A 23,936-nucleotide genomic window follows, 5' to 3' on the forward strand; every position below is an offset into this window, starting at 1 on the left:
ATTATGATGCGCCGTCGTCTGCGTCATAACACGTCAAAAAACCAACATACTGAACGCTGGCTTGTCTCTTATGCCGATTACATGACCATCATGTTTGCTTTTTTTGTGGTCATGTATGCTATCGCAATTAGTAAAAATGAAGACTTTCAGATTCTCTCAGACTCACTGGAGCAGGTGTTCGAAAAATCAGCTCGTCAGCAACAACAGGTTGGCACAGGGGTTAACGGCACAGGCATATTAACTGACAGAGTTAGTCCTGAGAACGACATTCTATACGGTGAGAGCATTCGTAAAGATGAGCAGGGTCCTGAATTACTCGATGGACAAAGCGAAACCAGCAATATTGAGAAAAAACATCTCGGCAAGCCTCTCGACAGCTTACTTACTAAATTACAGTCTGCGCTTATTGATGAAATTCGTGATGGCGAAGCGAGTTTAGAGCTTCACCAAGATTGGCTTATCATCGAATTAAGTTCAGGTATGTTATTTTCATCGGGCAGTGCTGTTGCACAGCAGCGTGCCAAGCAAGTTGTTGGTTTAGTGAAAGATATTATCGCGCCGGTTGATAACTACATACGCGTGCGTGGTTATACCGATAACGAAGGTATTCGTAATGAGATGTTTCGCTCAAACTGGGAGCTATCTGTAGCGCGGGCTACATCCGTACTGGTTGAGCTTGAGAGTTTAGGCATTAACCCTGCGCGTATGGCTATTGAAGGTTACGGTCAGTATTCGCCCTTCGCAAGTAATGACACTGAGCAAGGCCGCGCAGAAAACCGCAAAGTGGTTGTTGCATTGTCTAAATATGGTTTACCGCCAAAAGAGCCAGAAAATACTGAACAAGAGTCACAAAACCAACCGCAACAGACGACAGAAATTGAGTTGCCAAGCGATGACAACAGCATTAAAGTGATTCAATTACCACATGGTGGTATTAGGATTACCACGCGCAATGAACAATAATAAGGTGTGATGTGAAAGTTTGGACCGTAGCGAATCAAAAAGGTGGGGTAGGGAAAACAACAACAGCCGTTAGCCTTGCTGGTATTCTCGCTTTACAAGGAAAACGCGTGTTACTTATTGACACCGATCCGCATGCATCATTGACTTATTATTTTGGTATAGATTCAGAAGACTTAGAAGTTAGCGTGTATGATATCTTTGCGCGCGGCAATAACATGGCCAGTGAAGAAATTTTACAGGCTCTATGTCCATCAACACTTGAAAACCTTGATATCTTACCTGCGACGATGGCAATCGCGACGCTTGATAGAAGCATGGGCAATAAAAATGGTATGGGCTTAATACTAAAAAAAGCACTGGCCAAAATTAGCGACCATTATGACTATGCAATTATTGATTGCCCGCCTGTTTTAGGGGTTTTGATGGTCAATGCTCTTGCAGCTAGTGAGCGAATTTTAGTGCCAGTACAAACAGAATTTCTGGCCTTAAAAGGGCTTGATCGTATGATGCGTACGATGGAGTTGATGCAAACATCGCAAGCAAAACAGTACCAATATACAATTATTCCTACAATGTACGATAAACGTACTAAAGCATCACTTGAAGCTTACAAGACTCTGCAGGATAATTACAAAGATAAAGTATGGTCAGGCGTGGTGCCTGTCGATACAAAGTTTAGAGATGCTAGTTTAGCACAACAAGTGCCGATTCAATTTTGCCCGCGTTCGCGTGGGGTATTTGCCTATCGCGCGCTGCTTGATTACTTAGTTGCACAAGGTTAAAGATGAGTAAGCATTTATTTGCCAATGAAAAAGTGATGACCCAATATTTGGGCGCTTTGTTGTGTGAAGATGAGCCTACAGACCAAAATCTTGAGCCAGTCGCAAAGCTGCTGGAGCAGGTTAAAGAGCCTGAAACTAAGACGGAAGAAAAGCTGACAGACGTTCAGCCTACTCCAGAACCTGTTTTACCACCCCCAGAACCGACTAAAGAGCTTGAGAAAACCGAGAACCAAGCTAATATCAAAGATATAGTCACAGAACCTAAAGCTGAACTGGTTGCAAAAACCTCGTCTGATCGTCAAGAAGACTATTTTGATGGTGAATTTCAGGCATTATTCTTTGAGGTTGCAGGGTTAACGCTTGCTGTACCGTTAAAAGCATTAGGGGGAATTCATCAGCTGGCTGAGGTTAACCAATTATTTGGTAAACCTAAATGGTTTAAAGGTGTAATGCTAAACCGTGAAGAAAAACTAAATGTTGTTGATACTGCACGTTGGGTTATGCCAGAAAAGTATGATGAAAAATTAGAACAATCATTAGATTATCAGTATTTAATCACCTTAGGTGACAGTCAATGGGGATTATTGGCTGAAAAGCTCGTAAATAATATTACGCTTCGTAAAGAAGATGTAAAATGGCGAGCAAAATCAGGTAAGCGGCCTTGGCTTGCAGGTGTTATCAAAGAGAAAATGTGCGCCTTGATTGACGTTGAAAATTTAAATCAATTGCTAGAGCAGGGCTTAGACAGCCGTGAGCAGTAACTATTTTTACGGAGTAATAGCATGAGTGAAGAAAGACTACTGTCAGCAAATAAAAACGCTGATAGCAACGATGAAGTGTTACAGTGGGTAACCTTTAAACTTGAAGAAGAAACGTACGGTATTAACGTAATGCAAGTACAAGAAGTACTTCGCTATACAGAAATTGCTCCTGTACCAGGTGCGCCTTCTTATGTATTAGGTATTATTAACCTACGTGGTAATGTTGTTACTGTTATCGACACTCGTGCACGCTTTGGCTTAATGGGTGCTGAGGTCACTGATAACTCTCGTATCGTTATCATTGAAGCTGAAAAGCAAGTGATTGGTATTTTAGTCGACAGTGTCGCAGAAGTGGTTTACCTACGTAGCTCTGAAATTGACAGTGCGCCAAATATTGGCACAGAAGAAAGTGCTAAGTTTATCCAAGGTGTATCTAACCGTGATGGTGAGTTACTGATCTTGGTTGATCTTAATAAATTATTAAATGACGATGAGTGGGACGAGCTAAGCGCACTATAAGCGTTTGGAAATTATATGCTGTTATACTCTTTGTTTGGTGCCTCAATCTTACTTGTATTAGTGTGTTTGGGGCTTATTTTTGTCAATAACAATAAGCAAGCGGCGGCAATTCAAGCCAAGCAAAAACAGTTACAAGAAGCTCAACAGCAATTGAGTATTTTACGTAGCGAAGTGGCTGAGATGCGGGCCGGCATGCTGAGTATTGGCAAACGCGTTGTTGCTGTTGAAGAAAAAAGTAAAGAGCTTGAACAGCTACAAGATGCACAAAAATATGATGATCCGAATGCGAAAATTTATTCGCGAGCGGTTAAAATGGTTGAGCTAGGCGCTGATTTAGAAGAAATAATTCGTGAATGCGAATTACCCAGAGCCGAAGCTGAGCTACTCATGTCACTTCATAAACAAAAAGGCGCCCAATAAGGCGCTTTTTATTTGAGTACATTTGAGCACTAGGCTTGAATGTTGAGCTTACCCTGAAAATCTTGCCAACCAGGTGGAAATTTACCACGCAATACGTACGAAAAAGCAATTAACTCGGCAATGACATAATAGAGCTCTTTCGGGATTTCTTCACCTAACTCAAGGTGCGATAAGGTTTGTGCTAAATCAGCATCTTGGTGTATCAAAATACCTTTTTGTTCAGCAAGTTTAACGATTTCTTCAGCCAATTCACCAAAGCCTTTACTGGTTACTCGTGGCGAGCTACCAGCTTCGTAGAGTAAGCCAATTGCTGATTTATGCACCGCTTGTTCACTCATAAGAATTACACCTTAATGTTAATAATCGCATGGGATTTATAAAAAGCTTGGTGGCTTGACGTCCCTTGTTGCAAGTTTAACTCACCTACATTTAAGCCATGGCCTGCTAATTTATGACGCAGCGTTTCTAAATGCGGATGAGCAAGCGCTGTCACTTCTTGTGAAGACGCTAGCAACTGGCAATCAACCGCTTTATCCATCACCTCTGCGGTAATTTGTAACTTGCCAAGCTGAGCATAATCAAAGTTTAATCGCACAAACCAGACATTTTTCGCTTCGAGTTTATTTTTACTTGGCTTTTTATACTGTCCTAAGCTGATTTCTGTTTGCCCTGTTTCAGGAGGTAACTTCATCGGTAAGAAAAACTGCGCTAAAGCACTGTTATCTTGTTGCTGATTGATAGGTGTTGTTTGCACCTGAGCCAACGTGTTTTTTAGTTGTGAAGCTTCAGCCGCCATGGCTTGCATCGCAGGCTGCTGTAGCTGCTCGAGTAATTTATTACCGTTAACGGCTTTAAAGTTGGGCACTAACACTTGCAGTAAGGCATCAAGACCAGTCTGATTATTAAAACTAAGGTTGGTTGGTGCTTGATTAATAATTGGCGCGGCAAGTGAAGCCACTGCTAATTGTTCTAACCCTTGGCTAAAGCTCGCTTGCTGAGTCTGGCTGGGTAATGCTGTTGGCCTGAGGATACTTAAAAGCTCTCGTTCAATCGTAGTAGGGTGCATGTTTTGACTCGAGATCATGCGATTAAATGCTTGATTTACGAGTCGATTCAAATCTACCGAAGACGATGTGTTTTGCTCACTCAGAGCTACAAGTTTTTCTGTTAATTGCACCGGTAGAGGTGTGCTTGCTAAAGGTTTGCTTTCAGGAAGCGGTAATAGCTTAGCAATCAGCGTGGCCTCAATCGGTCTTATCGGCAACAATGGCTGGCTCAAGTTTGGTTCTTTCAAAGCTAAGTAGGGGGCATGTAATTGAGTTTGCTGCTGAGCAACTTTTTGTAATCCTGCGGTTTGCTCAGTTGGCGCTCGAGTCGCTGAGTTATTCTGTTTTATTTGTTCATTAGGCGTTGCCGCTACAAGGTTTTTAGCCACTGTTTTTATTGCTCGATCAGCTTGTTGTTCCGAAGGAGCAGGTGCCCCTTTTAAATCAGGCTTTGCATTTTGTGCAGTAGGGTTGGGCGCTGAGTTTAATGTCGCTTGTTTAGTTTGTGTAATCTGCTCACTCAGATTTTTAACTACTGAATTAGCAAGGTTATTTTTAGCTTGAGCGAGCTGCTCTGAGGCTGGTTTGTCAGATTTCATGGCAGTAACAGCGCCGCTAACCGCTTTGTTGTCTACAGGTGCTTTTTGTAAAGCCGTATCTTTATTCAAAGCAGGAGTTTGCGCTTTACTATTGATTGCTATTTGAGTAGCAGGGCGCTGCGCGCTAACAAGCGGCTCTAAACTGACTTTTATCCGTTGCAGTAACTGTATTAAAGGTGGAGCCTTGTTATAACTCACGGGTAAGCTAACTTGCTTTGTAGACTGACTTTCGGTTAATGGTTCTGTCTGTTTAGTCGCAGGTAATGGCGTATTTGCTGAAACTGGCCCACTGATTGTTTGCGATACTTGGGGGGCGGCGTGTTGTGGCGTGCTTTGTTGAATAGCGGCAAACTTTACTATATTGATTTTATTAGCATTAAAGCCCAGTTGGCTAATCGTATTTTTGCTTTCAATCAGCTGATGCGTTGACTGGTTAACAGCCGCTTTGGTGGTAGCGGGGAGCTTTTCAAAATAGCGCACAGCATCACTAATACGCGTTTTTAAATCAGCAAAACTGTCTTTTAGCCAAGAGCTAATGGGGGAATTTGAGCTGCTCGATGGCGCTATCAACGTATTCTTAGGTTCAACAGCTTGGCTTTTTAATGCTTGATTGAATGTCTCTGACAACGAGTTCTTTAACAGTATTTGTTGCACAGGTGCTTTATTTATAAGTTCAATAGTATTTTTAACTTGCTGGGGTATTAGTTTTAATGCATGAGGATGAAATTGCCACTGGGCTTGAATTTGCTTAGCTTGTTTTGGCGATATTGTAGGTAGCGGTAAAGTTAGTTCATTACTTTGCTTGTTTGCAACGCTTAACTGTACTTGTTGCCCAGCTAATTTTAAATTCATTTCAGGGGTTAGCTTAGCCACCAACTCGGCTACTTTTTGTTGGCTAACACTTTGCTGATGGAGTGAATCCCCAAAGCGATTAATTATGTTTAAATTAAAGCTATTTTGTTGGTTGGTAGCAGGCAGCAAAATGGCTTTAAGTGGTGCTTCAGCTTTTAAAAGAGCAACCAGGCTATTGTTAAGAGCAAACTCAGCTTTTAATGTTGGTAGTTGTAGTAAAGGTTTACTTGGCGCAATCTGAGCAGGGTGCGGCATATTTGTATTTGCGCTCCCTTGCGTTAGCAAGTTCAGTAGTGCTTGTAATTGCTGGCTTTTGCCAAGTGTAATCGTCAGCGGTGCTGGTGTGATAGTCAGCTGTTTACCATCACTACTTAATTGAATATTGGCCGCTAAAAAGCGCTCAGTTTTAAGATTTTCTTGCTCTGTTGATAAGCGCAGTGTTTGCCATGAGTTATTGATTAGCACGTCCATTTGCATGCTTTGCTTACCAATTACGATATTTCGGGCAGTTAAGCTCTGCTCAGCCAGCATTTTTAAGGCATCATTAGGTGATTGCTGTGATGCACTGCTGATTGCTTTTGGGTCTAGATTAAGCTGAGTGCTGAGAGTCAACTGGCTTTGTTTATTCATTATTTTAGATCAAATATAAGTTAATCGTTTTAAAGCAATATTCGTATTACCCTATCATTATGGTAGACTAACGCCTAATTTTGGGTATAGAGAATCGTCATCTTGTTACACATTAAGGCCGTCACCTGCATCAAGCAAGATCGTTGTTTGTTTGCGGATCTTAATTTCAGCTTGAAATCGGGACAAATTATGCAATTAGCTGGTCCGAATGGGGCTGGTAAAACATCATTATTGCGTATTATCGCGGGTTTCGCTATGGCGGATGAAGGCGATGTTTTGTTCCAAGAACGCTCGATTACAAAATACTATGATGAATATGCACAAGAGTTATTATTCATCGGCCATAAAACGGGTGTAAATACACAACTTACTGCCCTTGAGAATGTCGCATTTTGGCTAAAAATTAATGGCTACGATAGCAAACAAGACTTGTATCCGATCTTAGCAAAAATAGGCTTAGTAGGTCTTGAGGATGTGCCTGTTCGTATGTTGTCAGCAGGGCAACAGCGCCGTGTCGCTTTAGTAAGACTGTGGCTGAATAGTGCCAAACTATGGATCCTTGATGAGCCATTTACGGCCCTTGATAAAAGCGGTGTGGCATTTTTACAAGAACGCTTTGTTGAGCACCTAAATGCTGGTGGCGGGATTCTTTTAACTACCCACCAAGACTTAACGACACATTTTAGTGACCTACAAACAGTGACTTTGGAGTATCGCCACTGATGGTAAAACAGCATTCGTATTGGCAATTATTCACTGCGGTTTTTTCTAAAGATCTTAAATTAGCGTTTCGTCAGCGTGCTGAAATCGTTAACCCTATCTTGTTTTTTCTTATTGTTATTACACTTTTTCCGTTAGCAATTGGCCCTGAACCCGGTCTACTTGCTCGTATGGCACCGGGCATTATTTGGGTCGCTGCGTTACTCTCGACTATGTTGGGCTTAGATAAGCTATTTCGTGATGATTATCACGACGGAACACTAGAGCAATTAATTGCTTCATCATACCCATTACCGTTAACTGTCCTTGCAAAGGTGGCAGCGCATTGGGTGATCACGGGGTTGCCTTTAGTGTTAATGACCCCGGTATTTGCTTTGTTATTGAATTTAGAAAGTTCAGCGCTTTTAGCAACCGTTCTGACCTTATTGTTAGGTACGCCATTGCTTAGCTTCATTGGTGCAATTGGCGCTGGACTTACTGTGGGACTACAAAAAGGCGGCATTTTAATGAGTTTGCTTGTTTTGCCTTTGTATATCCCTGTACTAATTTTTGCAACCTCGGCTATTGATACCAGCTCTATGGAGCTTGCCTATAGCGGACAGCTTGCAATCCTTGGTGCCATGCTAATCGTAGCGATTATAGCGGCGCCAATTGCCATATCGTCAGCATTGAAAGTGAGTGTAAGTTAATATGTGGAAGTGGTTACATCCCTACGCAAAAGCAGATCGTGCTTACCAATTGTGTAACACCTTACTGCCTTATTTCGCCGTCGTTACGGTGGTTTGTATGATTGTTGGATGGGTCTGGGGGCTTGCTTATGCCCCAGCCGATTACCAACAAAAAGACAGCTACCGAATTATTTTTATCCATGTGCCTTCAGCTATTTTATCTATGGGCGCTTACTCTTCTATGGCGATTGCAGCAGTGATCGCACTAGTATGGCAATTACGTAATGCAGAACTTGCAGTGATTGCAATTGCACCTGTCGGGGCATGTGTGACAGCGATAGCATTAATTACCGGTGCAGCATGGGGTAAACCTATGTGGGGCGCATGGTGGGTGTGGGATGCACGTCTTACCTCTGAGTTAATTCTGTTATTTTTATACCTTGGTGTGTTATCGCTTTATCATGCTTTTGAAGATAAAAAAGCAGCGGGGCGTGCTGCTTGTATCTTAGCCATTGTTGGGGTTATCAACTTACCGATTATTCACTTCTCGGTGGAGTGGTGGAATACCTTGCATCAAGGTGCAACCATTACAAAGTTTGATACTAAAGCTATTGATCCAAGCATGTTTTGGCCATTAATGGTTAACATTGTTGCGTTTGCAGGTTTTGTTGGTGTGGTGACGTTAATCCGTCTTAAAAACGAAATTCTCCAACGTGAAAAGCATCGCCCTTGGGTGCGTGATATGGTTGAGCGAGGTTAATCATGCAGTTTGATTCTTTTGCAGATTTTATTGCCATGGGTGGCTATGGCTTTTATGTATGGTTGTCTTTTGGTAGCTGTGCATTAATTTTACTTGGTATTTTATTTAGTTCGTTAAACGATACAAAACGTATTTTCTCTTCAGTAAAGCAGCAAGCACAACGTGAAGAGCGCATTAAGAAAGCGAAGCAAGAGGCAGGGCAATGAATCCAAGACGTAAAAAACGTTTATTAGCTGTTGTAGCCATTATTTTTGGTGTGGGTGCAACGATTGGTTTAGTGCTGTACGCACTGCAAGAAAACATCAATTTATTCTATACCCCAAGTGAACTTGTTGAGGGTAAAGGACCAAACAAAGAAAAACCGCATATTGGTCAGAAGCTACGTATTGGCGGCATGGTTGTACCTGGCTCAGTTGTTCGTGACGAATCAAGCTTAAAGGTAAGCTTTAAACTGATTGATAAAGGCCCTATGGTGACAATTAATTATCAAGGGATTTTGCCGGACTTATTCCGTGAAGGCCAAGGGATTGTGGCGCAGGGCGTGCTAGTTAAAGCCAATGAAATTGATGCCTTTGAAGTACTTGCAAAGCATGATGAAGAGTACATGCCTGCAGAAGTTGCTGAAGCTGTGAAGGGTATCAAGCACGAAAAACCGACGTATAACTTAGATAACGGCAATTAATATGATCCCAGAACTCGGTTATTTTTCTTTAACACTGGCCATGGTGCTCAGTGTTCTATTGTGTATTTTTCCTTTGTGGGGCGCGCATACCGGCAATTTACGTTTAATGCGTGCCGCCCCATCACTGGCAATTGGACAATTCGTATTTGTACTTTTGTCTTTTGCTGCACTTGTTTATGCCAGTTTAACCGACGACTTTACTGTTTCGTATGTTGCTTATCACTCAAGTAGCACCTTACCTTGGTACTACAAGATAACCTCGACATGGGGTGGTCATGAAGGGGCAATTTTACTCTGGTTAGTAATGCAAGCGGGTTGGACCGCTGTAGTTGCTATGCGTTCGCAATCATTACCTTGGGTATTACGTGCTCGTGTACTGGGTGTACTAGGCTTTTTAGGTGTTGGCTTTATGTTATACACCTTATTAATGTCGAGCCCATTTGAGCGCTTATTGCCTTATTTCCCTGTTGAAGGTCGCGATTTAAACCCGTTATTGCAAGACCCGGGTATGATCATTCACCCGCCATTGCTTTATATGGGCTATGTGGGTTTATCTGTGTCGTTCTCATTTGCTATTGCAGCGTTACTTACAGGTAAGCTTGATAATACTTGGGCTAAGTGGTCTCGTCCTTGGACTATGACAGCATGGGGCTTTTTAACACTCGGTATTACCATTGGTAGTTGGTGGGCATACTCAGAACTTGGCTGGGGTGGCTGGTGGTTCTGGGATCCAGTTGAAAACGCATCATTAATGCCATGGCTTGTGGCAACAGCATTGCTGCACTCATTATCAACCACCGAAAAGCGTGGTGTGTTTAAGTCGTGGACCGTATTGTTGGCTATTGCAGCATTTTCGTTAAGCTTACTGGGTACCTTTATTGTTCGCTCGGGTATCATAGTATCTGTGCATGCTTTTGCCTCAGATCCTAACCGCGGTATGTTTATTTTAGCTTTCTTAGCCATTGTCGTTGGTGGTGGTTTATCGCTTTATGCATTACGCGTTTCACAGGTGAAAAGTGAAGGCCGTTATAAGTTTGCCTCACGTGAAGTTGCGCTTTGGCTAAATAATATTTTCTTAGTTGTGGCAACGCTGATTGTATTGCTAGGTACATTACTGCCAATGATCCACAAAGAACTTGGCTTAGGTAGCATTTCGATTGGTGAGCCGTTCTTCAATAAGATGTTTGCTATTTTACTGGTACCGTTTGCCATTTTAATGGGTATGGGTCCGCTGTTACGTTGGAAACAAAACAAGTGGTCGATGTTGCAAAACAAGTTTGCACTATCGGCTGTAGTCAGTCTCGTGGCTACGGCAGCGTGGTTATATTCAAGTTACGATGTAATTGCGCCTATTACCTTTATTGCAACTGCGCTAGCGGTATGGATTGTTGTTACTACAGTGGTTGATTTAGCGGCAAAAGTAACTATTCACAAAACCTTAGGCGAAGGCTTTAAACGTTTAGGGCTAAGCTATTGGGCGATGGTTTTAGGCCACGTTGGTTTAGCGTTCGTGATTGCAGGTGTAACGTTAACCTCTGCTTATTCAGTAGAGCGTGATGTATCAATGAAGCCGGGTGACACTGTGGCGTTAAATGAATACCAGTATCGTTTTGATGGTGTTAAGTCTATCCGCGGCGCAAACTATAGTGGCCATGCTGGTGTTGTCACAGTGCTGAAAAACGATAAACAAGTAACCGTTTTACATGCTGAAAAACGCCGTTATGACATTGGTATGCAGTTTATGACTGAAGCGGCTGTTGATGCAGGCTTCACACGTGACTTATATTTAGCGCTTGGTGAGCAATTAAGCCAAGGTGCGTGGTCGTTACGTATTTACCATAAGCCTTATGTTCGTTGGATGTGGCTCGGTGGTATCTTGATTTCACTGGCAGGCTTTTTAGTGCTTGGTGATAAACGCTACCGCCAAAAATCGACTAAGCAGGAGGCTTCAGCATGAACCGTAAACTACTCGCACTAGCACCTTTACTGGTTTTCGTTTTACTGTGTGTGTTTTTATATCAAGGCTTGTTTGCTAACCCGCGTGAGCTGCAAACAGGGCGTATTGGGCAGGCTATGCCAGCTTTTAATCTGCCAGATTTGATGGATGAGTCAAAGCGTTGGACAGATAGTGATTTAAAAGGTGAAGTTTACTTACTAAATGTGTGGGGCACATGGTGCCCGACCTGTTTAGCTGAGTTAGGCTATTTAACCGAGCTTAGAGAGCAGGGCGTTAAGATTGTTGGCTTATACTACGAGCAAGGCTATGACCCTGACTTTGATGGTCAGTTTGATATTAACGCACTACGCGAAGATGTCACTAGCATGCTTAATCGTGCTGGCGACCCATATCAATTTAATATCTTAGATTTAAAACGCACATTAGCCCTTGATTTAGGTGTGTCTGGCGCACCAGAGACCTTTTTAGTCGATAAGCAAGGCACTATTTTGCTACACCATACCGGCGATATTAATCCGCGTGTGTGGCGAGCCAAATTCGCACCGTTAATGCAGGAGTTACAGTAATGAGACTCGTGATTTTTTTAGCAAGTTTGCTCATCACGTTTAGCGCATTTGCAGAGCAAGACAAGTATCAATTTGATGATAAAGAGCAAGCTGTTCGCTTTAGTGAACTAACCAAAGAGCTGCGTTGCCCTAAATGTCAAAACCAGAACATTGCCGATTCAGACGCTGTTGTAGCCAAAGACTTACGTGACAAAGTATTAACGCTGGTAAAAGACGGCAAAAGCAAAGATGAAGTCATCGATTATATGATTGACCGTTACGGTTACTTCGTACATTACGATCCACCAGTAACACCAGCAACCTTAGTGTTATGGGTATTGCCAGTATTAATTGTGGTACTTGGCTTTGGCTTTATTGTTTTACGCCAACGTAAGGCATCTGTAAAACAAACATGGACAGAGCAAGACGAGGCGCTGCTTGCAAAGTTAATTGAACAAAATCAACGTCAGGAGCAAAGCTAGATGGCATTAATGTGGGCTTCTTTTGTTTTACTCACACTGGTTGCATTGCTATTTGTTGTCGTTCCGTTTTTTAAACGCGAACGTATTCAACGCCTTGATCACAATGCAAACTCGGAGTTAATCCGAATTTATCATCAACGTTTAGACGAGCTTAAAGCTGACTTAGATAACCAGCGTATTGATGCACAAATGCACGATGAGTCAGTTATCGAACAAAAGCGTCGTTTACTCAATGAATTGTCTCCAGAAAAAGCGCTAAATAGTAAAGGTAACAACCGTATTTTTGCCCTTACTGGCGCTGGCTTTTTAATTGTTTTAACGGCTATCTTTTACGGTTACACGGGTAGTCAGCAGCAAATTAAAGGCTGGCATGACGCGATGGCAAACCTTAAGTCGTATGGTGAGCGTGCCGTGATGCAAGATGGTGAGCCGTTAACACCGAATGAGCTGCAAGCATTTGCTTTAGCACTGCGTACCAAGCTTGATCAAAGTGGTGATGATGAAGTGGCGTGGATGCTGCTAGGTCGTGTTGCGATGTCATTAAATGAATTTGATATGGCAATGCAGTCATTTGATAAGGTTCTTAAAATGAACCCAGATAACAAGCAAGTGCTGATCAGCTACTCGCAAGTCCTGCTAATGGAAGGCAGTGATGCGAATATGTCTCGTGCCGCGACTATGTTATCGAGAGTGTTAAAAGCAGAGCCGACCAATATTGATGCTATCTCATTGCTAGCCCTAATTGCTTATGAGCGTAAAGATTGGCTGCAAGCAAAAACTGCGTTTGAAGTACTGCTTGCAAGTATGCAGCAAAATGACCCGCGTTATAGCATGATTGCAGAGCGTATTGCTGAAATTGATGCCCATTTAAATAATGAGCAGCAAGTTACAAATACAAAACTCGCAGAAGCTTCAAGCAGTGAAATTAGCATCACGGTTGATTTAGACTCTGCACTTGCAGATTCGCAGCCACAAAACGGCACGTTATTCGTTTTTGCAAAAGCAGCCAGTGGTCCACAAATGCCATTAGCTGTGGTAAAAATGACCGAATATAGCTTTCCGCTAACCGTGACGTTGAGTAATAGCAATGCCATGGTTGAAGGCTTGAATCTATCAAGTGTCGATAAAATTATTTTAACTGCGCGTTTATCAAAAGATGCAACTGTGGTAACTTCTAGCGGCGAGTTGGAAGGCAAGTCGGATGTTTTAGAGCGTGCAAACGTAAAAGAATATTCGTTGCTAATTAATGAGTTAATACCTTAAGGATAGCCGATGTTTAGGCACAGTATATTTTTTATCTTTTTTGTAGTGCTTGCAGGATGCGCACAAATACCTGAAGAAAAAGCGGATGAGCGAGACCCATTACAGTCGTTCAACCGTCCTATGTATGATTTTAATATGGACGTGCTTGATGCTTATATTCTTCGCCCAGCAGCCGTTGGCTACGTTACAGTAACGCCAACACCGGTAAGACGTAGCATTGTTAATTTTACCGATAACATCACTGCACCAACGGATATGGTCAATGCTGGCCTGCAAGGTAAACCTGGTAATATGGGTATTAGCCTAGCGCGCTTTTTAGTGAACTCTACGGTAGGTTTACTCGGCTTTTTTGATGTCGCTTCATCGCTGGGTTTAGAAATTGTCGATGAAGACTTTGGTCAAACCTTAGGTGTATGGGGTGTAGGTGATGGCGCATACTTGATGATCCCAGGTATGGGGCCAAGTACAGCACGAAACCTAACAGGTGATGTGGTAGATAACTTTGTGTTACCTGAAATCACGTTAACAACACCACAGACAATATTAGTGTTCGCGCTGAAAGCGGTTGAGGCCCGTGCTTCATTAATGCCACAAGAGAGCTTATTAAACGAGTCGTTAGACCCATATATTTTCGTGAAGGATATTTACTTCCAGCGTCAATTATATGAGCTACATGATGGTAATCCGCCAGTAGAAAAAGAGCCGGATGATTTTGACGAAGACTTCTTAGAGAATCTTTAAGATTATTCAAATAAAAATGCCAGCAATTGCTGGCATTTTTTATATCATTAATAGATTGATATTCATCAGTCTCCAAACACACTCATCTGGTCATTAGACCAACTTAATGCGTCGTGGTAAGCGTCCGGTACTTCTTCTGGCTTAAGGCCCAACTGTTGTTGGATTTCTTTCGCTTTTTCCCAATTTGCTTGCTCATAGAATTTTACAAGGTTTAGATAGGTAGCGAGTAAGCCTTCATCTTTAAGTAGAGCGTCTTTAATTTCGTTGGTCAGCGGTAACTTATTCATAACGCTTGGCATATCTTCATCTAAGATAGCATCCATTAATGACATCATGCCTGTTAAGAAAGCCATACCTGTATCGCGTAACTTTCCATGACTAATTGCCAGTAATTCAGCAAACCGTGCTCGGGTTAGCGACAGGCGGATCAGTTCAGCAGGTTTATCTGCAGATACTTGAGCTGCAAATAACAGCGACAAGAAACGTTTAATTTCTTCGCTTCCTAATACGATAAGCGCTTGCTTGATTGTGCTAATTTCGGCACGGCGTTTAAATGCCGCGGAGTTTGAATAGCGTAATAGCTTATAAGATAAGTTAACGTCACGTTCAAACACCTCAGTGATTTTTCTAAGGTTTAAATCAATACTTGATGTTTCGTATAGGAGCTCGGCAAGAGCCATCTCAGAAGGTGGCAAAGTTTTACTTTGTACCATCTCCGGTTTTGAAAAGAAAAAGCCTTGAAAGTAACTAAAACCCATTTCTAGGGCAAGTTGGTATTTCTCGTAAGTTTCGACTTTTTCGGCAAGCAACTTGATGTGCGGGTGAGGTTTTATCGCTTCAATAACCGCTTCAATCGACTCTTTGTCTGTGGTTAAAAAGTCAATTTTGATCATATCGATATACGGATAAAAATGGCGCCACACAGGTTGATGAATATAATCATCAAGGGCCAGTGTGTAACCACGCTCTTTTAAATCTTTAACCAGAGCAAGTAAACGTTTACCTGGTTGAATAGTTTCAAGAATTTCGACAACGACTTGTTCTTTACCCAGTAATAAAGGGTAGCCTTTTTGGAGTGTATCTAAAGTGAAATTAATGTAAGCTGGTTTGTTATCCGTTAAATCTTCTAAACCAAAATTGAACTGACTACCTTCAATGAGTCGTGATGTTGCTTCATCGCCATCAATGTCTGGAAACACGTTATCTACGCCATCCCTAAAAAGGAGTTCGTAGCCGACAAGTTTCTTTTCCTTATCTAAAATAGGTTGGCGTGCAGCGTAAAAATACATAGTCCTGGCATGTCCACTTCGGTTAATTCATTTATCCATCAGCAATATATGTCATTGTGCCTGAAATAGCATTAATTAAATGCGAGTATTTGAGGATAAATACTGATTTTATTCTGATCTTAAGACTAGGATAAATTGCAATTGAATTCTATAACTTGCGATTAAATATCATATTTTTGTTATGAAAAGGTTGAAATTGTAAACCCTGCCATTGAACTGCTTGATTGGAGTTGTAGGGGGGAAGCATGTTATAGTCATGGGTGATATCGGTTTTTACCCCAATAATGTCTTAAAATTAAATAACTTGCGAGTCATTATTCGGATTAAAAGCCAACATTAAACAACTTTTGGAGGCTAATTTGGAAACAGGAATGATAATTTCGTTAGCAATGTACTTCATCGTCATGCTGGGGATTGGGCTGTATGCTTATAAGCAATCTACCGACGATGTATCAGGCTATATGCTAGGTGGTCGTAATTTATCACCAAGTGTTGCTGCGCTTTCAGCTGGCGCATCAGACATGAGTGGTTGGCTGCTAATGGGTCTACCGGGTGCAATGTATTTGTTTGGTTTAAGCAAGGTTTGGATTGCCATAGGTCTAGTACTCGGTGCTTGGGCTAACTACTTCCTAGTCGCGCCTCGTTTACGTGTTTACACAGAAAAGGCGAATGACTCAATCACCATTCCAGATTACTTCGCGAACCGCTTTGATGATAATAAAAATATTCTGCGTGTGATCTCTGCGATTGTAATCATTGTTTTCTTCACCTTGTATACCTCATCAGGTGTTGTTGCAGGCGGCAAGTTGTTCGAAAACTCATTTAATATGAGCTACGAAATGGGTCTGTACATCACAACCGGTGTTGTCGTGTTATATACCTTGTTTGGTGGCTTCTTAGCAGTGAGCCTGACTGACTTTGTACAAGGCTGTATCATGTTTATCTCGTTGCTGGCTGTGCCAATTGCAACGTTTACCATGCTTGATCAGCCAGTTATGGATACACTTGCAAATGCACGCTATGACTTATTATTAAGCTCACCAAAAGAATCAGAAATTCATGCACTTAATATGATGGATTGGTTTGCAGGTGGTTCAACGATAGCGATTATTTCTGCCATGGCATGGGGCCTTGGTTATTTTGGTCAACCACATATTATTGTGCGTTTTATGTCTGTGCGCTCTGTGAAAGATATGCCGACTATGCGCCGTGTGGGTATGTCGTGGATGACGCTTTCAGCTATTGGTGCTGTGCTAACAGGTCTATTTGGTGCTGCTTATATGCTTGAAAACCAAATGCCAATTGATGATAAAGAAACGATTTTTCTAGTGTTGTCTGAGCTTATCTTCCACCCTTTAATTGCCGGCTTCTTATTGGAAGCTATTTTAGCGGCGATTATGAGTACTATTTCATCACAGTTATTAGTTTGTTCAAGCTCACTAACCGAAGATTTTTATAAGATTTACTTAAACCGTAGTGCATCTCAAAAAGAGCTGGTTTTAGTAGGTCGTATTAGTGTTATTTTGGTTGCTCTATTTGCTATTTACCTAGCCTATGACCGCGATAGCTCTATCTTAGATTTAGTGAGTAATGCATGGGCTGGTTTTGGTGCTGCATTTGGTCCACTCGTATTACTGAGCCTTTACTGGAAGCGTATGAACTTACAAGGCGCTATTAGTGGTATGGTTGTTGGTGCTGCAACAGTGCTGTTTTGGATTTACGCGCCAATTACAATTGATGGCCAAGCATTAAGTGCAATCATTTATGAGATTGTCCCAGGCTTTATTTTATCAACAATTGCTATTGTTGTTGTTAGCCTTACAACTGCTGAGCCGAAAAAAGAAATTACAGACTTATTTGATGAAGTTGAGTCGTCACTGTAGTTTTTGATTAAACACAAAAAAGGGCAACATCTGTTGCCCTTTTTTATGATCTAAATTTGCGTTTAGCTTGCCGCTTTTTCTTTTATATCAGCAACGTTGTCGTCTGACTTTGCTTTTTTAGGCTTAGCTGGGGTGTCTTTTGCACCTTTAAGTACCGCCATAAATTGGTCTTTTTCTTTTGCCATTTCAAGCGCCAGTGACTCAATTTGTTGCTCGCTTAATGGTACATCAACTTTTTCAAGCATTAGTTCTAATGACTCAGCAATGTCGAGCATTTTGTCATACGCATCAGCTTCTTTCTTAGTAGTAAACGTCATGCGCTCGACTCCGTTTCTTTCTACAACATATTTAACAACAACAGCCATGATTTCTCCTGCATTTAAGCGTGGCATTTGCAGCGTAATACCGCTACTTTGATTACTGTTTTTATATACAGTAATGCTTCGGGACTTACTTTGCAAGTAACTTGAGAAAAATTTTATTCTGCAAATTTGACAATAATAGGGACATTAGCTTTATTTAAATTGTTACCCAAAGTTAAACACAAGCGATGGAGTGAGTGTTGGGTAATAGCTAACTACCTGTCCAAGATGGACATCATGGAGGAAATTATGAAATTACTATCAAGTATTTTACTTGCCACAAGCATTGCGTTACTACCTGCTACATCGGTATTCGCCGTTAAACCAACCGAAGCAACACAAGTTAAAATGCAAAAGCTCAGTATAAACAAAGCCAGCATAGATCAACTTACTCAATTACCGGGTATTGGAGAGTCAAAAGCTAAAGCGATTGTTGAGCACCGTAAAAAGCAAGGTCCGTTTAAGTCGGTAGAGCAATTAAAAGAAGTAAAAGGAATTGGCGATAAGCTATTTGCTAAACTTGAGGGGAAAATTACACTATAAATAGCGGGCTATACACCTAAACAGGGCGTTATTCGCCCTGTTTAAATTCATCGATAGCTTTGTCTAAATGCGCTAATGCGAACATGTTTTCGATAGGTGTTGTGATCAGTGGGTAACTTAAGCCCGCTAACAATAACCAAGGAATAAGCATCCAGCCTTCAAAGTAGGCCAAGCCTAAAAATAATGGTGCTAAAAAGGCAAGCTTACATACTGATAAAATGATCTTTTTGCTTGGGCTTAAATGAGCCAAAGCAAGGGCAATAATTTGCTGGCGTTGCCTTACTTTAAAGCTTTTTAAAGCAGGGATTTGGCTAGTAAAAAAATAAATCATTATAGCGACTTTTTGCTCACTAATCGGCTAAATAGAACAGCCACAAATACCACTGAAAATGCTGCAAAAATCACTTCCATCCATGCTGGCATACTCATAGAAGCAAACTGCCAATCGATATTTCCGCAATCACCAGTAGCGGCAAAGAAGCTAGGGATCCATTCGTGCAAAGGCATAAAACTTGGGAAGTTAGGTTCAAATGCACAGCTAAATGCAAAAGGGTCAGTATTGTTTTGCATTGCAATGTGTTCTTTGGCAATAAAGTAACCCCAAATTGCAGAGACACCCCAAGTGGCAAATGCGACTAAGCGAACAACCATATTTTGTGGGTTAATTGCACCAATCACACCCGCTGCAAGTAAGCCTAAAACAGCGGTACGTTGATATATACACATGATGCATGGCTCAAGGCCCATGTTGTATTGAAAAAATAACGCAGTGATTTCAAATGCGAGGGAAATAACGGCTAATAATAACCAAGGTGTTCTTTTAGTTGCTAATTCTGCTAACCAATTCATGAAAGTTCCAATTTCAAATTGTTTTCAAGATTATGCTTAGACAGGGCAGTGGGTGCAAGTATCTAAGATGAAATTATACGAAAAAGGAGCCGACTGGCTCCTTTTTATTAATCATATCTAGGCTGGCTGTTACACACTAACAGCTTGCAAAGACTCACTTTGATAGCAGCCTAATACACGGGTATATTGGGTGTGTTCTTTTAGCTCTTCAAGCGCTTGCTTAACATGTAAGTCATCAAGGTTTGCTTCAAGGTCAACATAAAACACCTCTTCCCATGGGTTTCCAGGTACTGGACGAGATTCCAATTTTACTAGGTTAATTTGATGTTGTTTAAAAATCATCAAGGCATCAGCCAATGAACCCGCTTGTTGTTTGGTCGCCATAATCAAACTGGTTTTTGTTGGAATTTGCTTAGATACTTGCAACGGGTTACGCGCGACGACAATGAAGCGGCTATGGTTTTCGCTTTGGTTTGCAAGGCCTGATTTAACGACTTCTAACCCTACATTTTTACCTGCTTGTGCTGAGCCGATTGCGGCGCTGTTTGTAGTTTCAACCGCTGATTGTAATGCATGGAAGGTTGAGTCACATGTTTCATGTTGAATATCACCTAAACCCTGAATGAAGCGGCTACATTGAGCAAAAGGCTGTGGGTGAGCAAAGATTTTATTAATGTGAGAAAGCTCAGTACCTGGCATTGCTAATAAACAGTGCTCAACGCTGTGAGTGACCTCACCGACAATTGATACTTGTGCATGTTGTAATAAATCGAACACTTCATTGATACTACCTGAGCTGGTGTTTTCAATTGGCAGTAAGCCGAAATCAGCTTGGCCACTTTCAACTTTGCCAGTGATTTGATCAAAGCTCGAACAGCCCATCTCAATCAGCTTACCTGGGCGACGGCTAAAATATTTATGGCAGGCTAATTGGCTATAAGAGCCTTGACCACCTAAATATGCAACACGATGACTTTCGCTCATTGCTTCAGGGTTTAGATTCTTTTGTAGCATTGCTTGTTGATTCAAAACAGAATCTTCAAGAATAGTTTGGAACACATTATTGATGTAGTACGCATCTAGACCTAGCGACTTACCATAATTAATAAGCTTTTCGAGTAATGCTTGTTCGCGGGCTTCATCGCGAATTGGTTTGTTATTGGCAATTTTATATTCAACTACGCTGTGGCTAATACGGCGTCTTTTAGCCAGTAACACCAATAAGTCGGAATCTATTTCATTAATATCGTGTCGTAACGCATTTAATGTATCAATGCTCATGTTGGTTTCCTCATTCCAAAACAGTGCACAAACAAAAAAGCCTCCCAAGTGGGAGGCTTTAGCTATTCGGTGAATTTATCTCGCAAACAGTTAAGCCTCCTCTATCTAAAGAAGCTAAAAAACGAAAAATAAGTGCGAGAGATAATTTGTTTCATTGAACTAATGTAAAAACACTTGTATGTAAAGTCAACTGCCTATCGCAGCTAATTTAGAAAACATCGGTGTTTACTCAGAAAATTCATTTATATTTATAAAAAATTTATAAATATAAAAATGAATCTGGTATATTTGTTTTTGCACAATAAATAATAACAATTATTAATAAGGTAGTCCTGTGGTGTATCGACGACCGCCATCACGTTTTGGTGTGAATTCATTAAGTATGAAATTGTCGCTGCTGATCTCTGCGATTTGTTTGATTGCAGGTATATGTGCTGCGGCTTTGATGCTTAAATCTGAAGAAAAACAGCTTGTGTTTGAAGAGCACGAACTTTTAAAGCACTCTAGTGAACGCTTGAGTCGTCAATTTAACCGCCTGATCAAAACTAAAATCAACATTGCCGAGCAGGCGAATAACGTTGTTAGTAGTCAACTACTTCAAAACGAATCGCATTTACAAAGTAAACGTAGTGCAGATATCAAATTTGCCGTCGATGGCAGTATCCGTAGTACCTCAGAAGATGGCTTATCGGCTGCCTTTATCCCTCAAGATAATTATTCTGAATTTTATAAACAGCTTATAAACGATTCTGAGTCACTCTGGAAAATAGTTTCACCGACCTTAATCCAAGACTTCTTCAATTTTTACTTAGTTACCAAAGATAACTTTATTCGAATCGCGCCACCAAACTGGGCGTTGAATGTCCCCGGTGACTTTGATTTCACCAAAGACGAAACCTTCAATTACGCTCAGGCTGCAACTAACCCCAGTCGTGAAGCTGTTTGGTCAAAAGTGTATTACGACAGAATTTGGCATAAATGGGTGGTTAGTGTGCTAGTGCCTATTTACTTCGAAAACGAATTTTTTGGAGTAACAGGCAGTGATATTGCTCTTGAAACTTTATTGGCACAACTGCCTATCGGTGACCGTGAACAACATCTATTGGTGTTTGATGCAAAAGGTCAGCTATTAGCTCACCCTGATTTGGATAAAACAACACTTGAGAAATATGGTCGTGAAGGTAAAAAATTACTCACCGAAGACTTTGTAAACCCTGATCTGCAAAAGCTAGTCTCTGAAACAATTCGTTTAAAGTTACCTGAGTCGGCAAATTCATTTGTACAAGATGGCGAAACACACATTATTAATATTCGTAAAGTCGAGAACCTAAATTGGTATATTGGTATTTATAAAAAACGTTCGTCGGCACTTTCAGCACTTGAAGAGCTAAAAGTAAAATTCTTCGGCTTGTTTATCTTGTACGCAATTTTAGTTGCCTTGTTATTGCATCAAGCACTTTATCAATTAGTACTGCGCCGCATTCACTCATTGGTTAATGCGGTGGTTAGTTTTGGCAAAGGGCAATTACAAACTGAGTTTCCAAAGGCCAATAAAGATGAAATTGGCACGCTAAATGGCTCATTCAGAGATATGGCTATCGAAATTCGTAAGTTGATTGATGGCTTAAACCAGCGCATTAGCGAAAAAGAAATAGCTGAAAAAGCGGCGAATCGTTTATCTAAAGCTGTGGCCTTCTCGGGCACCGGGGTGGTGATCACTGACCAAGACTTTGAAGTTAAATATGTGAACCCTAAAATGGTTGAAATGACCGGTTTCGAGGAGCGTCATTTCATTGGCTCGCCGCTATTGAATGTTATTTCCCAAGAAATGGCGATTTTAGTCGATGACATTGATATCGATTTACGTAGCCGCAATTATTGGCGCGGGGATACCTTATTACAAGGGAATGAGCGCCAATCAGTTTGGGTTTCGCTAAGTATTTCACCAATTCGTGAAGATGGTGGTGAAATCACCAGTTACGTGGCATCAGCTCAAGATATTTCGTTTGTGAAAGAAAGCCAGCGTAAAATGGAGCAATTGGCTTATTTTGATACCTTAACTGGGCTTGCTAACCGTACTTTCTTCAGAATGCAGCTGCGTAAATCAATGGCACTGGCTGAACGTGGTCATTATGCATTTGCCTTATTCTATTTTGACTTAGATGAATTTAAACGTATCAACGATACACTAGGGCATGATGCAGGGGATCAGTTATTAGTTGAAGTGGCTAACCGTTTGAAAAAGCGTTTGCGTACGGAAGATACAATAGCGCGTTTAGGCGGCGATGAATTCGCGGTATTATTAAGTGGTATTGAGCATCAAACACATGCAATGGAAGTGGCAAATACGATTCAGCGCACACTTAATGAGCCAATCAAATTAGGTAACAATGAAGTGATCATCAGTGCCAGTATTGGTATCACAATGGCACCATTTGATAGCCAAGAAGAAGATCAGCTACTTAAACATGCCGACCTTGCGATGTATGAAGCAAAAGCGAAAGGGCGTAATACTTTCCACTTCTATAGCCAAGAGCTTAATGCTGCAGCAAACGAGCGCTTATTCATTGAAAATGAGCTTCGTACTGGTATTCGCGAAGGGCAGTTTAGGGTTTATTATCAGCCACAAGTTGATTGTAGAAATAACCAAGTGGTTGGCTACGAAGCACTTATTCGTTGGTTCCATCCTAAAGAAGGGATGATCCCACCAACTAAGTTTATTCCTATTGCTGAGGCAACTGGTTTAATTGTTGAATTAGGCGCATGGATACTGCAAGAAGCGTGTGAGTTTGCTGCACGTTTAGCAAGCCAAGACTTAAAGAATAATATTTCAATCAACTTGTCGGCACGTCAATTTAAAGATGCGAACTTGGTGTCGACACTGGATAAGATCATCAAGCAAACAGGTGTTGAGCCTAAACGCTTACACCTTGAGCTAACAGAAAGTATGCTAATGGGGCATGTTGAAGCCGCTATTTTACAACTGCATCAGTTAAAAGCCTTGGGTGTATCAATTTCAATCGACGACTTTGGTACTGGCTATTCTTCACTGAGTTACCTAAAACGTTTCCCTGTGGATATTTTGAAAGTTGATCGCTCGTTTGTGAAAGATATTCCACAAGACAGTAATGATATGGAAATTACCGCTGCGATTATTGCTATGGCACAAAAGCTAAAGCTTAACGTTGTTGCCGAAGGGGTGGAAACTATCGAGCAGATTGAGTTTTTACAAAACAACAACTGTTATATTGTGCAAGGTTACTACTATAGTAAGCCTATCCCTGAAGATGAGTTGCCTGCACTTTATGAACAGCTCAACTCGTTGAATTCATAAAATAC

General features: G+C 41.3%; 25 protein-coding genes. 18 read left to right on the top strand and 7 right to left on the bottom strand.

From position 1 onward, the window contains the following. The first annotated feature begins 3 nt into the window (after window positions 1-3). From EXT43_RS06975 to EXT43_RS06995, 5 genes are read left to right on the top strand one after another with little or no spacing between them, the layout of a single operon-like run. A complete protein-coding gene (locus EXT43_RS06975) occupies window positions 4-963 on the top strand; it encodes a flagellar motor protein MotB (protein ID WP_054562169.1) in 960 nt (319 codons plus the stop codon). A gap of 11 nt (window positions 964-974) precedes the next feature. Further along, window positions 975-1,745: a ParA family protein gene (locus EXT43_RS06980; protein ID WP_054562168.1), complete on the top strand. Its 771-nt coding sequence runs from the start codon at window positions 975-977 to the stop codon at window positions 1,743-1,745. A gap of 2 nt (window positions 1,746-1,747) precedes the next feature. After that, a complete protein-coding gene (locus tag EXT43_RS06985) occupies window positions 1,748-2,506 on the top strand; it encodes a chemotaxis protein CheW (RefSeq protein ID WP_130166647.1) in 759 nt (252 codons plus the stop codon). Window positions 2,507-2,527: 21 nt separating this feature from the next. Continuing rightward, window positions 2,528-3,025 (top strand): chemotaxis protein CheW, encoded by a 498-nt coding sequence (locus tag EXT43_RS06990; protein WP_054553251.1) that lies wholly within the window; start codon window positions 2,528-2,530, stop codon window positions 3,023-3,025. A gap of 15 nt (window positions 3,026-3,040) precedes the next feature. Further along, complete coding sequence (locus EXT43_RS06995) at window positions 3,041-3,445, top strand: DUF2802 domain-containing protein (protein WP_055020709.1); 405 nt, start codon at window positions 3,041-3,043, stop codon at window positions 3,443-3,445. Window positions 3,446-3,474: 29 nt separating this feature from the next. Here EXT43_RS06995 and EXT43_RS07000 read toward each other — a convergent pair whose 3' ends face one another. Continuing rightward, window positions 3,475-3,783: an EscU/YscU/HrcU family type III secretion system export apparatus switch protein gene (locus tag EXT43_RS07000; protein WP_054562165.1), complete on the bottom strand. Its 309-nt coding sequence runs from the start codon at window positions 3,781-3,783 to the stop codon at window positions 3,475-3,477. A gap of 5 nt (window positions 3,784-3,788) precedes the next feature. Beyond that, window positions 3,789-6,572, bottom strand: coding sequence for a flagellar hook-length control protein FliK (locus EXT43_RS20830; RefSeq protein WP_240701476.1), 2,784 nt, complete (start codon window positions 6,570-6,572; stop codon window positions 3,789-3,791). Between the two features lie 102 nt (window positions 6,573-6,674). On the opposite strand from EXT43_RS20830, the gene ccmA reads away from it, so the two are divergent. Genes ccmA through EXT43_RS07055 form a run of 10 tightly spaced genes read left to right on the top strand, consistent with a single transcriptional unit; the run spans window position 6,675 to window position 14,390 of the window. After that, entirely contained in the window at window positions 6,675-7,295 is a 621-nt protein-coding gene (ccmA, locus tag EXT43_RS07010; protein WP_130166648.1) for a cytochrome c biogenesis heme-transporting ATPase CcmA, read from the top strand. After that, the gene (gene ccmB, locus EXT43_RS07015) at window positions 7,295-7,981 is read left to right on the top strand and encodes a heme exporter protein CcmB (protein WP_130166649.1); all 687 of its coding nucleotides are present in this window, start codon (window positions 7,295-7,297) and stop codon (window positions 7,979-7,981) included. The genes ccmA and ccmB overlap by 1 nt, the downstream gene beginning before the upstream one ends. A gap of 1 nt (window position 7,982) precedes the next feature. Beyond that, entirely contained in the window at window positions 7,983-8,720 is a 738-nt protein-coding gene (locus EXT43_RS07020; protein ID WP_054553245.1) for a heme ABC transporter permease, read from the top strand. Window positions 8,721-8,722: 2 nt separating this feature from the next. Further along, a complete protein-coding gene (gene ccmD / locus EXT43_RS07025) occupies window positions 8,723-8,926 on the top strand; it encodes a heme exporter protein CcmD (protein WP_054553244.1) in 204 nt (67 codons plus the stop codon). Then, window positions 8,923-9,402, top strand: coding sequence for a cytochrome c maturation protein CcmE (gene ccmE, locus EXT43_RS07030; protein ID WP_054562161.1), 480 nt, complete (start codon window positions 8,923-8,925; stop codon window positions 9,400-9,402). The genes ccmD and ccmE overlap by 4 nt, the downstream gene beginning before the upstream one ends. Before the next feature lies 1 nt (window position 9,403). Continuing rightward, the gene (locus EXT43_RS07035) at window positions 9,404-11,359 is read left to right on the top strand and encodes a heme lyase CcmF/NrfE family subunit (protein ID WP_062566817.1); all 1,956 of its coding nucleotides are present in this window, start codon (window positions 9,404-9,406) and stop codon (window positions 11,357-11,359) included. Next, window positions 11,356-11,925, top strand: a complete 570-nt coding sequence (locus EXT43_RS07040) for a DsbE family thiol:disulfide interchange protein (protein WP_130166650.1) — start codon at window positions 11,356-11,358, stop codon at window positions 11,923-11,925. Before EXT43_RS07035 ends, EXT43_RS07040 begins: the two co-directional genes overlap by 4 nt. Then, entirely contained in the window at window positions 11,925-12,386 is a 462-nt protein-coding gene (locus EXT43_RS07045; RefSeq protein WP_054562158.1) for a cytochrome c-type biogenesis protein, read from the top strand. Before EXT43_RS07040 ends, EXT43_RS07045 begins: the two co-directional genes overlap by 1 nt. Then, window positions 12,387-13,649 (top strand): c-type cytochrome biogenesis protein CcmI, encoded by a 1,263-nt coding sequence (gene ccmI / locus EXT43_RS07050; RefSeq protein ID WP_130166651.1) that lies wholly within the window; start codon window positions 12,387-12,389, stop codon window positions 13,647-13,649. A 9-nt stretch (window positions 13,650-13,658) separates the two neighbouring features. Then, window positions 13,659-14,390, top strand: coding sequence for a VacJ family lipoprotein (locus EXT43_RS07055; RefSeq protein WP_130166652.1), 732 nt, complete (start codon window positions 13,659-13,661; stop codon window positions 14,388-14,390). A 65-nt stretch (window positions 14,391-14,455) separates the two neighbouring features. On the opposite strand, the gene EXT43_RS07060 is transcribed toward EXT43_RS07055, so the two are convergent. Beyond that, window positions 14,456-15,679: an HDOD domain-containing protein gene (locus tag EXT43_RS07060; RefSeq protein ID WP_130166653.1), complete on the bottom strand. Its 1,224-nt coding sequence runs from the start codon at window positions 15,677-15,679 to the stop codon at window positions 14,456-14,458. A 371-nt stretch (window positions 15,680-16,050) separates the two neighbouring features. Here EXT43_RS07060 and putP point away from each other — a divergent pair, with 371 nt between their 5' ends. Next, complete coding sequence (gene putP, locus EXT43_RS07065; RefSeq protein ID WP_130166654.1) at window positions 16,051-17,562, top strand: sodium/proline symporter PutP; 1,512 nt, start codon at window positions 16,051-16,053, stop codon at window positions 17,560-17,562. A gap of 62 nt (window positions 17,563-17,624) precedes the next feature. Here putP and EXT43_RS07070 read toward each other — a convergent pair whose 3' ends face one another. Beyond that, window positions 17,625-17,927 (bottom strand): YebG family protein, encoded by a 303-nt coding sequence (locus EXT43_RS07070; protein ID WP_130166655.1) that lies wholly within the window; start codon window positions 17,925-17,927, stop codon window positions 17,625-17,627. 246 nt (window positions 17,928-18,173) lie between these two features. On the opposite strand from EXT43_RS07070, the gene EXT43_RS07075 reads away from it, so the two are divergent. After that, a complete protein-coding gene (locus EXT43_RS07075; RefSeq protein ID WP_130166656.1) occupies window positions 18,174-18,467 on the top strand; it encodes a helix-hairpin-helix domain-containing protein in 294 nt (97 codons plus the stop codon). A gap of 28 nt (window positions 18,468-18,495) precedes the next feature. Here EXT43_RS07075 and EXT43_RS07080 read toward each other — a convergent pair whose 3' ends face one another. The 3 genes from EXT43_RS07080 to EXT43_RS07090 all read right to left on the bottom strand — a co-directional run bounded on the left by EXT43_RS07080 (window position 18,496) and on the right by EXT43_RS07090 (window position 20,597). Beyond that, complete coding sequence (locus tag EXT43_RS07080) at window positions 18,496-18,798, bottom strand: DUF6170 family protein (protein ID WP_055197970.1); 303 nt, start codon at window positions 18,796-18,798, stop codon at window positions 18,496-18,498. Continuing rightward, window positions 18,798-19,316, bottom strand: a complete 519-nt coding sequence (gene dsbB, locus EXT43_RS07085) for a disulfide bond formation protein DsbB (protein WP_130166657.1) — start codon at window positions 19,314-19,316, stop codon at window positions 18,798-18,800. Before dsbB ends, EXT43_RS07080 begins: the two co-directional genes overlap by 1 nt. A gap of 129 nt (window positions 19,317-19,445) precedes the next feature. After that, window positions 19,446-20,597 carry a chorismate mutase gene (locus EXT43_RS07090; protein ID WP_054562150.1) on the bottom strand — a complete coding sequence of 384 codons (1,152 nt, stop codon included), beginning with the start codon at window positions 20,595-20,597 and terminating at the stop codon, window positions 19,446-19,448. A 334-nt stretch (window positions 20,598-20,931) separates the two neighbouring features. Here EXT43_RS07090 and EXT43_RS07095 point away from each other — a divergent pair, with 334 nt between their 5' ends. Next, window positions 20,932-23,931 (top strand): EAL domain-containing protein, encoded by a 3,000-nt coding sequence (locus EXT43_RS07095; protein WP_130166658.1) that lies wholly within the window; start codon window positions 20,932-20,934, stop codon window positions 23,929-23,931. Window positions 23,932-23,936 lie beyond the last annotated feature (5 nt).

This window comes from Pseudoalteromonas sp. CO109Y, assembly GCF_004208935.1.
In the GTDB taxonomy this organism is placed as follows: domain Bacteria; phylum Pseudomonadota; class Gammaproteobacteria; order Enterobacterales; family Alteromonadaceae; genus Pseudoalteromonas; species Pseudoalteromonas shioyasakiensis.

Bases quoted from the DNA above. Each gene is read 5' to 3' on its own strand.
- ccmI (WP_130166651.1), top strand. From the start codon at position 12,387: ATGGCATTAATGTGGGCTTCTTTTGTTTTACTCACACTGGTTGCATTG.
- EXT43_RS07080 (WP_055197970.1), bottom strand. From the start codon at position 18,798: ATGATTTATTTTTTTACTAGCCAAATCCCTGCTTTAAAAAGCTTTAAA.
- EXT43_RS07035 (WP_062566817.1), top strand. From the start codon at position 9,404: ATGATCCCAGAACTCGGTTATTTTTCTTTAACACTGGCCATGGTGCTC.
- EXT43_RS06990 (WP_054553251.1), top strand. From the start codon at position 2,528: ATGAGTGAAGAAAGACTACTGTCAGCAAATAAAAACGCTGATAGCAAC.
- EXT43_RS07060 (WP_130166653.1), bottom strand. From the start codon at position 15,679: ATGTATTTTTACGCTGCACGCCAACCTATTTTAGATAAGGAAAAGAAA.
- EXT43_RS07090 (WP_054562150.1), bottom strand. From the start codon at position 20,597: ATGAGCATTGATACATTAAATGCGTTACGACACGATATTAATGAAATA.
- EXT43_RS06975 (WP_054562169.1), top strand. From the start codon at position 4: ATGATGCGCCGTCGTCTGCGTCATAACACGTCAAAAAACCAACATACT.
- ccmD (WP_054553244.1), top strand. From the start codon at position 8,723: ATGCAGTTTGATTCTTTTGCAGATTTTATTGCCATGGGTGGCTATGGC.
- ccmB (WP_130166649.1), top strand. From the start codon at position 7,295: ATGGTAAAACAGCATTCGTATTGGCAATTATTCACTGCGGTTTTTTCT.
- EXT43_RS07040 (WP_130166650.1), top strand. From the start codon at position 11,356: ATGAACCGTAAACTACTCGCACTAGCACCTTTACTGGTTTTCGTTTTA.
- EXT43_RS20830 (WP_240701476.1), bottom strand. From the start codon at position 6,572: ATGAATAAACAAAGCCAGTTGACTCTCAGCACTCAGCTTAATCTAGAC.
- EXT43_RS07045 (WP_054562158.1), top strand. From the start codon at position 11,925: ATGAGACTCGTGATTTTTTTAGCAAGTTTGCTCATCACGTTTAGCGCA.
- putP (WP_130166654.1), top strand. From the start codon at position 16,051: ATGATAATTTCGTTAGCAATGTACTTCATCGTCATGCTGGGGATTGGG.
- EXT43_RS07070 (WP_130166655.1), bottom strand. From the start codon at position 17,927: ATGGCTGTTGTTGTTAAATATGTTGTAGAAAGAAACGGAGTCGAGCGC.
- EXT43_RS07075 (WP_130166656.1), top strand. From the start codon at position 18,174: ATGAAATTACTATCAAGTATTTTACTTGCCACAAGCATTGCGTTACTA.
- EXT43_RS07020 (WP_054553245.1), top strand. From the start codon at position 7,983: ATGTGGAAGTGGTTACATCCCTACGCAAAAGCAGATCGTGCTTACCAA.
- EXT43_RS06985 (WP_130166647.1), top strand. From the start codon at position 1,748: ATGAGTAAGCATTTATTTGCCAATGAAAAAGTGATGACCCAATATTTG.
- EXT43_RS07000 (WP_054562165.1), bottom strand. From the start codon at position 3,783: ATGAGTGAACAAGCGGTGCATAAATCAGCAATTGGCTTACTCTACGAA.
- EXT43_RS06995 (WP_055020709.1), top strand. From the start codon at position 3,041: ATGCTGTTATACTCTTTGTTTGGTGCCTCAATCTTACTTGTATTAGTG.
- ccmE (WP_054562161.1), top strand. From the start codon at position 8,923: ATGAATCCAAGACGTAAAAAACGTTTATTAGCTGTTGTAGCCATTATT.
- EXT43_RS07055 (WP_130166652.1), top strand. From the start codon at position 13,659: ATGTTTAGGCACAGTATATTTTTTATCTTTTTTGTAGTGCTTGCAGGA.
- dsbB (WP_130166657.1), bottom strand. From the start codon at position 19,316: ATGAATTGGTTAGCAGAATTAGCAACTAAAAGAACACCTTGGTTATTA.